The sequence below is a fragment of the Bradyrhizobium sp. genome, assembly GCF_004799405.1.
Classification (GTDB): Bacteria; Pseudomonadota; Alphaproteobacteria; order Rhizobiales; family Xanthobacteraceae; genus Bradyrhizobium.
This window is the reverse complement of record NZ_SSMW01000160.1, coordinates 1-13,325: the sequence shown is the minus strand read 5'-3', so window position 1 is coordinate 13,325 and position 13,325 is coordinate 1. Positions and strand designations below refer to the sequence as shown.

Sequence of the window (13,325 nt, the reverse complement as noted above, 5' to 3'; positions counted from 1 at the left end):
AGTTCGAAGTTGGCTCCCTGCTCTGCAAAATCCCCAACGACCTTCACGCCAAGGTCCAGTGTCGGCACCAGATACATGATCCTGCTTCGACGTAATCTGCGACGAGGTCGCGGCGGTCTGGTCCGAGAATTAAAACGCACCGCCTCCTTGGTACCGAGCTGGGTTTTGCCAAGCCCGGTGCTGCTGCATATCGCCTGCACCGGCGGTGGATCGGGACGCTTCGCGCCAACTTTGATAGCCCAGAGCTGAAACACGTTCGGTTCAGGTATCTCGGCCACTAGCTCGAAGAACCCCTGCAGTTGCTTGGAAAGTTCGGCACGCGCCCGCTCGGGATCGGAGAACTCCGGATCCGGCAACGGCGGTGCCACCACGCGCCAGCCATTGTCGGTGGCGATCTTGAAGAGATATTCCGCGCCGATGGCGTTGGGCGGCGATCCCCTGATCCTTTCCCAGCACTGGCGCGGCGTCTCCTTCACATTGATCCAAGACTTAGATGACTTCTTCGACAGCGCATCGAGCAGCTCATAACCGAATTCACTGCCGCCTGTCGCAACGAACAGCGCCATCGCTCGCTTATTCCATTCAAACCACGGCAGGTCATCATTCGGCACATATGCCATCGCGTCGGCCAACTCGCCGGGATCGGCGATGTCTACCTGATCGGCAAAATCTCGGAACACCCGACCTTCGTCATCACCATCATCGTCATCATCACCGGCATCGACATGACGTGACGGCCTCGCTTGCGAAGCTACTCGCTCTTTCCGGATACCGATGATCTCAACCAGCCACGCTGGCGCATCGACAGGCTCGATATCGACGCCGACGTAATACCCCCTGCCCTCGCGCCGTGACGGCGGCACCACGATGTAGCCGCCCACACCCTTGACTTCGATGCCGCCGGGCAGTGAACCTGCGCTGCAGCCAATCGGTCGTCCGTCCTCCCAATTGAAAATCAGGTGCAGGCCTTCACTGGCGGTGCGGTGCTCGCGAGTGACGGTCTCACCATGTTCGGCTGACAGAACACTCCACGCCAAAATGCCGTTATCATTGTGCTCCACGTCGGTATCGACGTCGAGCGCCCAGACGCCGGACCGTGGTCCCATCGGCACGCCGATCAGGTTCCTGCGCCCTCTTTTCCACCACGCCGCGATCTGAACCGGGTCGCAGGTAGCCTTGTAGAAGCCGCCAGTGCGCGGAATGCCCTTCGGATCTCTCCCGGTCGGATCAGGATCGCGCTTCGGGATTGGAGCCTTGCTGACCGGGTCGAGTGGAAACACCGGCACACCATGCGCGGCATACGCCAGCGCCGCATCAAGCATCCGCCAGCTGCTGGCATAGGCTTCTTTGGCCGCCTGCACTGCAACTCGAAACTGTTGCGTCGTGATACTCTTGCGTTCCGGCATGACGCGCTTTCGTTGCAGCGATCATGCTTTGACATCGTCGATGGTGTCGGCATCGGCCTGCGCGATCTTCTTGGCTTCAGCTTCGTCCTGTACGCCGGTCGCGATGACGCGAACGCCTCCCTCTTCGGCGTCGGCCATGAACGGATCATCGTCAAGGCTGTCGGACCACGTAACGAAGCTGATAACGAACCCGAAGAAGGGCAGCTTGCCTTTCTTGCGGCGGTCCCCGAACAGCGGCTGGATGACGTAGCACCCGTCGACAGTCCGCGCCGCAAGATGGCGGTGGGGCCCGTACGCGATCCACAACAACTGATGCGTTGCCTTGGTCTTGTGCCGCGTCTTGCGGTCTGGAACCTTTTTGACTATACGTGTCATCGGAAGCAGCCCTTCCATGTTGTTGTCGGCTTGCCCGCCGACGAAGTTGAAATCTCAATCGTGCATACACAGACGGCACCTTGGTCCCCCGCCAAGGTGCCGTTTTGCGTTCAACTGCGGCGGCGTCGCTTCGGCGGCGCGTTGCGGCGATTAAGATTGCCGCCAATCATCTCCAGAACCTCAACAGGGTCGCAATACGCGACGCCACCGACGAAGACGGTCTCGGGGTTCATGCGCTGGACGGTTTTCTCGCACAGCCCGTTTTCCTTCGCGATGCGAACGCGAGGCTTGATCAGCTTGCCATTCGGAAGCGTGATGTCTGGACGGGTGTCGCGCGTCAGGCGCGGCGGACGCGGCGTAGTTCTCAGGGCGTTGGCGTTGGACATTTGGCTGGCCTCAAAATTTGGTCAGCCTCCTCAATAGGACCGAAAAACCTGAATTTCAAAAGCATTCGGTCAATTTTAAAAGCATTCGGTCCAAGGAAGTCTCAGACTTATTTGGACGGCGGATGCCTCTTGCATGCTGTGTAGACGGTCGAACGTTTGCAGCCAAAGTGCTCGGCTGTATCTTCGACGGCATTCTTCATTAGCATTCCGCCCTTCTTAAGACCGAAGCAATGCAAGGCGATGGCTACCGTCTTCTGCGCCTTCTCGATACCGTTTTTTGGCTTCCGGTGGGCGAGCGGCGGATCCTTGAGACAGGCAAGCATCTTGGTGCATTCGTCCGCCGTCAGCGTCAACGTGATGCCCTGCCTCGCTTCACCAATACGTAGTTGATTGCGGACGTCGTCGATGACGTCGCTCACCACGTCGAACACTGACAGGTCGTCGGACGCCTTAGCCATGGCGACCACCGTTGCCGACAATCGCCGCGACCTTTTCGGCGGCGGCACGTTGCGGATCCATGAACAAGTGCGCGTATCGTGCAGTCGTGGTTGGGTTGCTGTGTCCCAGCAGCGCGCCGATCAACGGCAACGATGCACCGGAGCTGGCGAGATAGCTGGCGAAGCTGTGCCGAAGGTCGTGGATGCGCAGATCGCTGAGACCAGCAGACTCGCGCAGCTTCCACCACGCCTTGCTGATCTCGACGACGTGGCCAGTCGTGCTGTCGCTCGGAAACACGAACTCGCTCTTGCCGCGTTCGATTGCCTTCAGCAGCGTCACCACAGGCTCCGACAACGGCACGACGTGAAGGGACGCCTGCTTGGTTTCGGCGGCGGGCTTGGTCCAGATGCCTTTGGTGAGATCAAGCGCAGACCAGCGCATGCCGAGAACTTCGCCGCGTCTTGCACCAGTCAGCAACAACAGGCGAATGATGTCGGCGAACTGCCGTTCCTGCTTGGTCAGCTCCATGGTCAACCGCATCAACTCTTCGCCCGATAAGTATCTTTTGCGCGGCGGCTCGGGATTGCGCTCGATGCCGCGACATGGATTGGTGGTCCGCCACTCCCACTTGATCGCGAGCGAGAACATCTTGCTGAGCACGCCAACACACCGGTTGGCGTTGTATGGGCCACTCTTCTTCGTGACGTTGCCGTGCAGCTTGTCGATGTCGGCGAATTTGATGTCGCTGACCTTCGCGAACTTCCCGAAGTGCGGTCGAATGTAGAGCCGGATCAGCCGAGCGTACTGCTTTTGCGTGGTGACGCGCCTCTTGGGCAGGTGCTCTCGTTCAAACCGGTCACACAACTCGCTCATGGTCGGGGCTTCGCGCTGCTCCTCAACCTCACCACGGGGATCGCCGCCGCCGTCGACTTTCGAGCGAAGCTTCTTGGCTTCGGCCCTCGCCGCCGATGTCGACCAGCTCCCGAACTCGCCGATGGTGTACCGGCGCTCCTGACCGCTGGTCTTGACCCGGTAATTGAAAATGAAGCTCTTGGTGCCTGCGGCGGTGACCCGCACGCCAAAACCGGCGGGAGCGCCGTCGTAGGTGATCTTGTTGCCGGTGGCGGGCGGCTGCAGCTTCCTGACGTCGGCGTCGGTCAAATGGTTGCCCGGTGTCGTGGGACGCGCCAGCGGGCCGCCCAAGCGCTCCAGCGCGGCTACGCCAGCCTGCTGCTCACCTAGTGGTGTACCGGGGTGCTTGATCAGGGCCGTGACCTTGGCGGTCCGGCTGGCCGTGGCTCCGGTTCTGGTCTGCTTTCGCGACATCGCTGGATCTCCCGTGTCCGCACAGTGTCCGCACCGCAAAGTGCAAAGTGCGTCCAGCCTATGTAAGGCGCTGTCCGAGCTTGTCCAGAGATGTACTTGATTTTCCAAGGCCTAAATGCGATGCATGGAAAAATGCTTGACGGATCAATGGCCGCTGAATGAAACCTATGATCACGTGGTGAAGGCGATCGGGGTACCTGCCGGGCGTATCGTGTTCTTCGACGATTCCGCCGAGAACGTCGAGAGCGCGCGTAACAGCGGCCTGCAAGCGGTTCGCGTGACCTCGCCGCACGATGTCGCCGGTGCGCTTGCCGCGCTCGGGTTCTAGAGGACTGGCTTTGGGAGTTCTGTCTTGGCCTTGATGCCGGTCGCCGATGCGCTTGCTGCCATCCTCGCGGGGGCCGAGCCTTTGGCCGAGGAAATGATCGCACTCGACGCGGCCCACCACCGCGTGCTGGCGCGCGATGTTGCGGCCTTGCGCACCCAGCCGCCGCAGGCGATGTCGGCGATGGACGGCTATGCCGCCCGCGCCGCGGACGCCTCTCACGTTGCAGCACGGCTCAAGGTGATCGGCGAGGTCGCGGCAGGCCGACCGTTCGAAAACAAGCTCGGTCCCGGCGAAGCGGTTCGGATCTTTACCGGCGGCGTGATCCCCGAGGGCGCCGACGCCGTCATCATCCAGGAAGACACCGTTATCGAGGACGGCGGCATCACCATCACGGAAGCCGCGGTGACCGGACGGCATATTCGCCCGGCCGGCATCGACTTCAGCAAGGGCGATGTGCTGCTAAAACGTGGAACGCGGCTCTCCGACCGCGATCTGTCGCTCGCCGCCGGCATGAACCACCCCGAGTTGGCCGTGCGCCGCCGCCCCAGGGTCGCCGTTCTCGCCACCGGGGACGAACTGGTGATGCCGGGCTCAACCCCGGGGCCCGGGCAGATCGTCTATTCCAACGGCTATGCGCTCCGCGCGCTGGCCCGTGCCGAGGGCGCGGAGACTATTGATCTCGGCATTGCCGCCGACACCGTCGAGGCCACCACCTCGGGCATCCGCCGCGCCCGCGATGCCAGGGCCGACATCCTGATCACCACCGGCGGCGCTTCGGTCGGCGACCACGACCTCGTCAAGCAGTCGCTGGAGGCCGAAAGGGTCACCATGGCGTTCTGGCGGATCGCGATGCGCCCGGGTAAGCCGATGATGCACGGCCGTCTCGGCGCCATGCGGGTGATCGGCCTGCCCGGCAATCCGGTGTCGTCCTATGTCTGCGGCTACCTGTTTCTGGTGCCGTTGATTCGGGCTCTGTCCGGCCGCAGCGACATCCATCACGCCGGCGCGACCGCGCTGTTGGGGCGCGGTGTCGCCGCCAACGACCAGCGCGAGGACTATCTGCGCGCCCGCCTTGAGACGCGCCGCGACGGAGCCCTGATCGCCACCCCGGTCGACCATCAGGATAGTTCGCTATTGGGAAATCTCGCTGCGGCACGGGCACTTGTGATCCGTCCGCCGTTTGCGCCGGCCGCCGCCGCCGGCTCGCCTTGCGACATCCTTCGGCTGCCCGGCTAACCCCCTTCCCCGCGCGTCCCGACAAAAGCCTCGCGCGTTGACGGGAAATTAAGTGGTTGCGGAACACATATGGAACATATAGTGTCTGTTCACTATTTGTTTCGAGTAAACGACGGCACCAACGCTTTGGAATGATCTTCTTGGAATGATCATTCTTGGAATGAACGTCTTGGAATCGAACGACACGCCAAGCTTGGCGATGGCAACCCTGGGGACTGCTCGAGATGCTCACGCGCAAACAATATGAACTCCTGCGTTTCATCAGCGAACGCCTGAAGGAATCCGGCGTTCCGCCCTCCTTCGACGAGATGAAGGACGCGCTGGATTTGCGTTCCAAGTCCGGCATCCACCGCCTGATCACCGCCCTTGAGGAGCGCGGCTTCATCCGCCGCCTGCCCAATCGCGCCCGCGCCATCGAGGTGATCAAGCTTCCCGAGCTTTCCGGCGGCGGCAACGGCAACAGCCGCCGCGGCTTCACCCCCAGCGTCATCGAAGGCAACCTCGGCAAGGTGCGCAGCGGCAGCGGCGCTTCCGAGGACGACGGCAACCGTCCGGTCGCGGTACCCGTGATGGGCCGCATTGCCGCCGGCACGCCGATCGAGGCGTTGCAGACCCGTAGCCACACCATCAGCGTGCCGCCGGACATGCTCGGCTCCGGTGAGCATTACGCGCTCGAGGTGCGCGGCGATTCGATGGTGGAGGCCGGAATTCTCGACGGCGACATGGCGCTGATCCAGCGCAACGAGACCGCCGAGACCGGCGATATCGTGGTCGCCCTGATCGACGAAGAAGAAGCAACCCTGAAACGCTTCCGCCGCCGCGGCGCCTCGATTGCGCTCGAGCCCGCCAACACCTCCTACGAGGTGCGCATCCTGCCGCCGAACCGGGTCAAGATTCAGGGCAAGCTGATCGGGCTTTACCGGAAGTATTGATCAAAGCGGTCCTCCGCCGTCATGCCCCGCCAAAGCGGGGCATGCAGTATTTCGCGGCATTTGTGAGAGTCGCGCCGCCGGCGTTTCCTGGACCACACGCTTTCGCGGGTGGTGACAAACACCTTGCCGTCAACATCGTGGTTTGGCGGGCGACGACAGACCGATCGGCTCAGTGTCTGCGTCGACGCGGTATCGGCGCGAAACGCGATACCGGCGCGAAATATGGATTGACCTCGCACATCGCTGAACGGCCCGAGGCCGTGGCTTCGCACTGGGCGAGCGAAGTGAAGACGCAATCCATCCGCTCGCCCTCCAACTCGCCAAAGACGTGCAGGCAGATCGGATGGCTGGAATCATACCATTGAGCCTGTGCGGGGGCGGCAACAAAAGCCATTGCAAGCGCAAGGGTCGCAAAGATGAGCTTGACCACACGAAACTCCAGCCATGGAAAATCGTACGCCCTCATGGCGCGATCCACCACAGGGCTATAGCAGTGATTCCGGCGCCGGACGAGAAGCCAGTTGGCTCAAATGCGCGCTACGGCTATTCGTATTCAACGATACTTGGTCTGCGACGATCCGGGATGCGGTCCTTGACCACGATCATCTCGCCCCGGGGCGTGTGGATCTTCACAAGCTGCCGGTCACCCACCGAAAAGGTCTCAGTCGACCTGGTTGTCGCCGTGAATCCCACGCCAATTTCGTCAGCCGATCCAGGCGCGCTAAAGCCCACGCTAAAACAAAGGATGGCGGCGGCTCCAGCCATCGTCGTCAGTCTGGCGGTCATGGTTCGCTCCCAAATGGCTGCGGAAACAACCTGACGGCCTGTCGATCGGTTCCGGGAAATTTCGGATCGCGTGACGGAACAAAGTCACTGATCGATGTGCGGAAGCGCGACGCGCCGGCCCCGGTGGCGGGTGCCGACGAAACGCCTCACTCCTCCGGCTGCAACTCCGCTTCCGGTGGCGTTGCATCGACGGCGCCGCGCGATACCGGGCGCGCAATGCTGGTTTCGTCGCCCGTATCTCCGCCAACCGCCGGCGACCATGGCCGGTCGGCGCCTTTCGGCCTGACCGCGTCGACCGCAAATCCGTCCCGGGTTCGCCGCAAGGCCATCGCGCCCTGCCTTCGCACCCGGTCCTGATCGACGACGGGAGACAGACATGCCGCCGGCGCCTGCCGCGCGGTCACCACCAGCGCCGCGCGCCCGCAATCGACCGTCAGCGCGTCCGGCTTCAGCGCCAGCGTGACCAGCCCGCCGTCGGACATCTCGGCCACGCACCCGGCCTCGTCACAGGAGACGCCTGCCGGCAGCGAGGAATCCGCGGGAAGCCTTGGGTCGGCGTCGGCGGCGAGCCACTCCTTGACAAGGAACGCATCCTTGGCGGTGCGCATCAGATGCAGCCGCCCGTCCCGGCCACGGACGCCGAGATTGCGGCCCGGTCCCGAACGCCGCCATGCGGCCGATAGCGCCGGGCAGTGCTGCGACCCATTCCGTCACCACGATCATCCAGTCGATGCCGAATTCCATCAGCTTCCAGAACACCCCGTCGAGGCCGAACGGCATTGCCAAGAGGCCGAGCATGCCCGCCGGCATCACCACCGCCGACACCACGGGCATCGCCGCCAGGTTGGCGAGCACGCCATAGGGCGTCACCCGATGAAAATGAAACGCGGCATAGGGCGTGGTCGCCAATCCCGCCACCAGCGAAGCCAGCGTCAGCGTCATGATCTCGCGGCCGCCCCAGAGTGCCGCGCGCGCCGTCATCGAGTTGTCGGGCGAGGCGAACAGGCGCGGCATCCCGATCTGCACCAGCGCCACCAGTCCGAGCGTTGCCGCAAACGACATCTGGAAACTCGGATGCACCAGCGCCTCCGGCGCCAGCACCAGCACGATCATGGCGGCCACCGCCAGGGTGCGGAAGGTCACGGCGCGGCGGTCGACCATCACGGCGATCAGCACCACCGCGGTCATGAAGAACGAGCGCTGGGTCGCGACCTCGGCGCCGGACAGCAGGAGATAGAAGGCCGCGGCGGCAAGCGCGGCGGCCGCCGACCATTTCTTGATCGGAAAGCCTGTGGTCAGTGCCGGGATCAGCGCCAGCAGCGCACGAACCGCAAAGAACACCACGCCGGCGACCACGGCCATGTGATAGCCGGAGATCGAAAGCACATGCCCGCGCCCGGAAATGAACATGGCATCATTGACCGGCGTGGTGATGGCGTCGCGGCGGCCGGTCAAGAGTGCCGTGGCGATAGCGCGCTGGTCGCCGCCGATCGATTTTCGAATCCGGTCGTCGATCGCATCGCGCAACCCCTGCATGAACGCGGCATAGCGCAACGACAGTCCGCCGCTGACCGGCGCCGCCACGGTCTTGATGGCGCCGGTGACAAAGCCGGAAGCGCCGATGCCCTGGAAGAACATGTCGCGGCCGAAATCATAGGAACCCGGCCGCAGCGGCGCCAGCGGCGGCTGCAGCCGCGCTTTCAACTCGACGAAGCTGCCGACATCAGGCGCGGTACCCTTGCGCACCGACAGGCGGACCCGCTCCAGCCGGATGCCGCCGCGCGGGACTTCCATCTGCGCCACCCGGAGCACGAATCTGTCGGTGCGCTCGCGAATGTCGCGCGCTTCGACGAAGCCGGAAAGCGGCACCGAAAACATCGCCTTTGCCAGCACCGGATGAGCGATGATTGCTGTCTTCCACGTCGCGGTCGCAAACCCCGCGGCGACGGCAGCGATCATCACCGCGAGCGGAAACAGTTTTTGCCGCCGCAGCAGGAACGCCGCCACGCCGAGAATGACGGCAGCGACGGCGGTTACCCAGGCAACCGGTTCATAATCCGCGGTGAAATAGAACGCGATACCGACCCCGAATGCGACGGGCACCCAGGGCAGCAACCGGCCGGCGCCCGCTTCAGCGCGAACCCACGTCCGCAACTTCTCGATGAAAGACGACCAGGCATCGAAACCCGAGGGCGCGAAATCGCCCGTCCACGCCGCCTGCCGCGGCGGCCAGGTCCCCGCATAGCCCTGCACCCGGCCCTGAGCGCCGCCCCGCTCCGCCATTCGGCGTTACCCCACACAACCCTCACCTACCGCAACGCTACCGTAAGGTGTCGGTCGCGGAAAAGTGGAACGGATACGGAATTCCCGAGAAAAGCCGACGCACGCCCTCACCAAGGCCAGCGGCTGCCAAAGCACAGCGTTGGCGGGAACCTTTTTGCCCCAACCGTATTGACTGTCATCACCGAGCTGTTCTTGGCTTTTGTCGGTGACCGAGAGTGTTGCGCTCCCGCCACAGGGAGTCCACACCGTGGCTGACTTACCTCACGATCAGAATTCAAAAGCACCCTTTAATGCCAGGGCGTTTCTTGGCCGGGCAGACGTGGGGATAACGATCGAGAAATACCAAAAGCATCAGGAAATCTTCGTCCAGGGGGAAGTCGCTGAGACCGTCTTTTACATTCAGAAAGGCAAGGTCAAAGTCACGGTATTATCTGAACATGGCAAGGAGGCGGTGGTCGGGATTCTATCGCAAGGACAGTTTTTCGGCGAAGGATGCCTGGACGGCGCCAAGTCGCGCACCGCAACGACCCGCGCAATGGAAGAATGCCTTCTCACTTCATTGACAAAAGCGGCGATGATTTCGGCGCTCCAAGCGAAGCCGGAACTTTCCGCATTTTTTGTGTCATACCTTTTGTCACGCAATAGCCGGATCGAAGAGGATCTGGTCGATCAGCTATTCAATTCAAGCGAAAGAAGACTCGCGCGCCTTCTCCTTCTTCTGGCTGATTTCGGCAAGGAAGGCGCGAAACCGGTCCCAGTCACCCTGAGTCAAGAAATGTTGGCAGAGATGATCGGCACGACCCGATCCCGCGTCAGTTTTTTTATGAACAGGTTTCGAAAAAAGGGCTTCATCAGCTACAACGGAAAAATCGACGTCCATCGCTCGTTGCTGGATTCGGTTCTGCACGACAAGCCGCATATCAAAGAAGATGAATAGCCCGGTTTGGGAATCACAGACGCGATTCATTTTGGAACGAATGCCGACAGGCCGTATTGGTCCTTATGGTGCGCATTGGCAGCAGACGTTGGTCGGTGGCTCAACTTGAACACCTGACGAAGCTAATCGATGCAGGTACATCCGCCGCGCGCACCGCTATTGTTCTGAAACGTTCGATAACTGTCGTTCGTGCCAAGGCACGCAGTCTCGGCAAGCCGTTCCAAGTGATCTGCACCCATTGATGATGAGGCAATTCGTATGGCGATGTTCTTCTTCGATATGAAAGACGGCGTTCCAATGCGGGATCGCGTCGGAAAAGACTTCGACACCGACGCCGATGCGATTGCGCACTGCGGGATGCTCACGGAACATTTTTACGAGGACAGTCTGACCGACGATCCAGACCTTGAGATATCGGTAGTCAACGCCTCGGGCCGCGAGATACATCGCGAGTTCGTCCATCGCCGCGATCACTGATCGGCATCATGATCGATTTTCCAAACCACAGCCGGTCATACGATCCAACGCGGCGTGCCGTGCGATTTTGGGGACACGATAGCGCAATAGAGGCGTCATTTTTTGTAGCCGAAGATGCGTTGAGGCGGATTCAACCGGATGCCTGCCTCGATGAGCCGGGTTTTTTGAACGCCTTCGACATCAACCGCGATTTGATATGTGCCGCCGCTGCCAGGATGTACGTCCGCGGCAGCAAAGGTTCCTATGATCTGGTTGCCGCTGATTTTTGAAACAGGCCGCTGGGCGTTGATCCCTGACGATCCTCCAGATCACGCCGAAGCATTAATGCTCATTAACTTTTCGGAAGTGAGCAATTTTGACCACTAGGGAGGCAACGCGTTGCGGCATATTCGTACAATCACCGCGTGCCTTCGGCAGTTACCGGTGACTGAGAGATCGGTAACGCTCCCGCCGCATGCAGGGAGACGTCATGCCCTTACCCGACCAATTCCTGACTACCATTCAGCGCCCTCGCTGCTCCCATTGCCAAACGCGGATGATGCTGGAACGCGTTTCCGCGGGACCAATTGGTTTCGAACGCCGGTTGTTCGAATGCCCCAGGTGCGATCATGTCGAGATAAGCGTCATTGCATCTGATCCCTTCACATCGAAGGCGGCTGGTTGGCTTGACGGCGAACTCAGAGCGCCGAACTGAGGTGACGCATGCTCGACACGCAGAACCAGGGTCCACAGTGCACCGCTTGCGGCTCTCCGATGAAGCTGACGGCGATTGAGCCAAGCTATGCCGATCACGATCTGCGCACCTTCACTTGCCCAAAATGCCGCCGTGTTCAGCGTCACGTCATCGAAAGTGCCGTAACCGAGGCTTGGCTGGATAAGCAACGCGGGAAAGCCGCCACGCACGAGATCAAGGGCGGGCGGATGATGCCCAAGCAGTAAGGCCGCATCCTCACCCCCGCGCCGCGGTGGCGTTGTGGCAATAGGTTATAAATTTCCACAAGACAGTTGTTTTGGCTGGTCTTTTCGCTGTTGCCGCCATCCCTCGGGGGCTTGTTCGGGACCCCCGCGCGCCGTAAGATGAACAATGCGATTGTCGTGGATGGCAGCGGGTCGGCTGGCGCCGTTGGGTTTTGTGCTGTTCGTGCTGTCATGTACTAGCGTGAGCGCGCAGCGCGTCATCATTGTCGAAGAAAACGACGTCATCGCCAAAACCTATAACCCTGCCTTGGGCTTCGATCAGCAGCACGATTGGGACTACACCCAAGGCTTCTATGCCGCGGTGGCGTACGACGATTTCAAGAAAGATCCGATCGCCGGCAGCGTCTACGACTTCCTGTCAGGCGGCATCATGACCGCCGGCGCGCCGGCCGGCGCGATCCAGCAGCAGATGCAAGTGATGTTCGGCCAGAGCATCTATACGCCGCAGCGCGACTCCGACCCGGTCCACCTGCCGGGTGAGCGGCCGTTCGGCGGCTGGCTCTACACCGGCGTTTCGGTCGCCCAGGAAACCGGTCGTTCGCAGCTCGATTCGTTCGAGATCCAGGTCGGTGCCGTCGGAGGGTCCGCCTCGTTGTGGCAGGCCGTCCAGGGCGGCTTTCACTCCCTGATCGGGTCCGGACAGCCGCAGCCTGGCAACTGGCAGCTCGCCAACGAGCCCGGCATCGTGCTGGCCTGGGACCGGCGCTGGAAGATTGGCTATGATTTCGCCGATGGCTACGGCATCGATCTGATCCCCGGGCTTGGTGGCGCCGCCGGCAACGTATTTACCTATGGGGAAGCCAGTGCCCTGCTGCGGATCGGCCGTTCGCTGCAGACCACCTGGGGCCCGACGCGGATTCGTCCGTCGCCCTCCGGCGCGTCGTTCTTCTCCACCGGTCCGAACGATCCAGCCTGGGGCTGGGACTTCTATGTCGGGATCGCGGAACGGGTCGTGGCCCGCAATATCTTTCTCGACGGCAGCACGTTTGCGTGGAGCCCGAGCGTGACCAAGAAGGTATTCGTGACCGACTTCATGGCGGGCGCCGAAATCTTCAGCCAGAGCGGCTACAAGCTCGGTTTCTCCGTGACGCAGCGTACGCCCGAATACACCACGCAGTCTAAAAGCGACCTGTTTGGATCGATCGAGGCCAGCGCGCGGTTCTAGGGGCGCTGAACGCGAAGTTGTGACGGAACGGGTGCCAAAATCCCGAAAAAAGCACTTGGCGCTGGAGACTAAAAAGCCACGTCCGTTCAACCTCTTCATCGCTGTCAAGCGCCCTTTGCAAAAATATTCTGATTTTCAGAATGACCAAATCAGTTCATATCTATCGCGTCCCGCCCCCTCAAGGGGCGCTCGCGATCGTCACGGACGCGGGGCGGGATGCGGTGGACGCAAGGGGTGCTTAAAGACGAGAGCGCCTTCTTGCGGACGATGAA

14 protein-coding genes and 2 pseudogenes are annotated in these 13,325 nt (G+C 61.7%); 8 read left to right on the top strand and 8 right to left on the bottom strand.

Features of this window, described 5'->3' with window-relative positions:
- The 5 genes from E7813_RS26035 to E7813_RS26015 form a co-directional block, all read right to left on the bottom strand.
- The coding region (locus E7813_RS26035; protein ID WP_291578177.1) for a bifunctional DNA primase/polymerase at positions 1-1,406 on the bottom strand (1,406 nt) is incomplete at its 3' end.
- Positions 1,407-1,427: 21 nt separating this feature from the next.
- Positions 1,428-1,799: a hypothetical protein gene (locus tag E7813_RS26030; RefSeq protein WP_291578176.1), complete on the bottom strand. Its 372-nt coding sequence runs from the start codon at positions 1,797-1,799 to the stop codon at positions 1,428-1,430.
- Positions 1,800-1,891: 92 nt separating this feature from the next.
- The gene (locus E7813_RS26025; protein WP_291578175.1) at positions 1,892-2,167 is read right to left on the bottom strand and encodes a hypothetical protein; all 276 of its coding nucleotides are present in this window, start codon (positions 2,165-2,167) and stop codon (positions 1,892-1,894) included.
- A 107-nt stretch (positions 2,168-2,274) separates the two neighbouring features.
- Positions 2,275-2,625 carry a hypothetical protein gene (locus E7813_RS26020; RefSeq protein ID WP_291578174.1) on the bottom strand — a complete coding sequence of 117 codons (351 nt, stop codon included), beginning with the start codon at positions 2,623-2,625 and terminating at the stop codon, positions 2,275-2,277.
- Complete coding sequence (locus tag E7813_RS26015) at positions 2,618-4,039, bottom strand: site-specific integrase (protein WP_291578173.1); 1,422 nt, start codon at positions 4,037-4,039, stop codon at positions 2,618-2,620. Before E7813_RS26015 ends, E7813_RS26020 begins: the two co-directional genes overlap by 8 nt.
- A 52-nt stretch (positions 4,040-4,091) precedes the next feature.
- On the opposite strand from E7813_RS26015, the pseudogene E7813_RS26010 reads away from it, so the two are divergent.
- The 3 genes and pseudogenes from E7813_RS26010 to lexA form a co-directional block, all read left to right on the top strand.
- A pseudogene (locus E7813_RS26010) lies at positions 4,092-4,259 on the top strand (HAD-IA family hydrolase); the annotation flags it as partial.
- A 24-nt stretch (positions 4,260-4,283) separates the two neighbouring features.
- Positions 4,284-5,495: a gephyrin-like molybdotransferase Glp gene (glp, locus tag E7813_RS26005; protein WP_291578172.1), complete on the top strand. Its 1,212-nt coding sequence runs from the start codon at positions 4,284-4,286 to the stop codon at positions 5,493-5,495.
- Positions 5,496-5,719: 224 nt separating this feature from the next.
- Entirely contained in the window at positions 5,720-6,427 is a 708-nt protein-coding gene (lexA, locus tag E7813_RS26000) for a transcriptional repressor LexA (RefSeq protein WP_291578171.1), read from the top strand.
- Between the two features lie 169 nt (positions 6,428-6,596).
- Here the strand turns inward: lexA and E7813_RS25995 are convergent, their stop codons facing one another.
- The 3 genes and pseudogenes from E7813_RS25995 to E7813_RS25985 all read right to left on the bottom strand — a co-directional run bounded on the left by E7813_RS25995 (position 6,597) and on the right by E7813_RS25985 (position 9,496).
- Positions 6,597-6,857 carry a DUF3551 domain-containing protein gene (locus E7813_RS25995; protein WP_291578170.1) on the bottom strand — a complete coding sequence of 87 codons (261 nt, stop codon included), beginning with the start codon at positions 6,855-6,857 and terminating at the stop codon, positions 6,597-6,599.
- A gap of 113 nt (positions 6,858-6,970) precedes the next feature.
- Entirely contained in the window at positions 6,971-7,213 is a 243-nt protein-coding gene (locus E7813_RS25990) for a hypothetical protein (protein WP_291578169.1), read from the bottom strand.
- Between the two features lie 146 nt (positions 7,214-7,359).
- Positions 7,360-9,496: pseudogene (locus E7813_RS25985) on the bottom strand (ComEC/Rec2 family competence protein).
- A 247-nt stretch (positions 9,497-9,743) separates the two neighbouring features.
- On the opposite strand from E7813_RS25985, the gene E7813_RS25980 reads away from it, so the two are divergent.
- The 5 genes from E7813_RS25980 to E7813_RS25960 all read left to right on the top strand — a co-directional run bounded on the left by E7813_RS25980 (position 9,744) and on the right by E7813_RS25960 (position 13,053).
- On the top strand, positions 9,744-10,433 hold the full coding sequence (locus E7813_RS25980) for a Crp/Fnr family transcriptional regulator (RefSeq protein WP_291578168.1): 690 nt from the start codon (positions 9,744-9,746) through the stop codon (positions 10,431-10,433).
- 258 nt (positions 10,434-10,691) lie between these two features.
- A complete protein-coding gene (locus tag E7813_RS25975; protein WP_291578167.1) occupies positions 10,692-10,910 on the top strand; it encodes a hypothetical protein in 219 nt (72 codons plus the stop codon).
- Positions 10,911-10,918: 8 nt separating this feature from the next.
- On the top strand, positions 10,919-11,179 hold the full coding sequence (locus E7813_RS25970; RefSeq protein WP_291578166.1) for a DUF1488 domain-containing protein: 261 nt from the start codon (positions 10,919-10,921) through the stop codon (positions 11,177-11,179).
- Positions 11,180-11,612: 433 nt separating this feature from the next.
- Positions 11,613-11,849 (top strand): hypothetical protein, encoded by a 237-nt coding sequence (locus tag E7813_RS25965; protein ID WP_291578165.1) that lies wholly within the window; start codon positions 11,613-11,615, stop codon positions 11,847-11,849.
- Positions 11,850-12,009: 160 nt separating this feature from the next.
- The gene (locus tag E7813_RS25960; protein ID WP_291578164.1) at positions 12,010-13,053 is read left to right on the top strand and encodes a lipid A deacylase LpxR family protein; all 1,044 of its coding nucleotides are present in this window, start codon (positions 12,010-12,012) and stop codon (positions 13,051-13,053) included.
- The last annotated feature ends 272 nt before the right edge of the window (positions 13,054-13,325 follow it).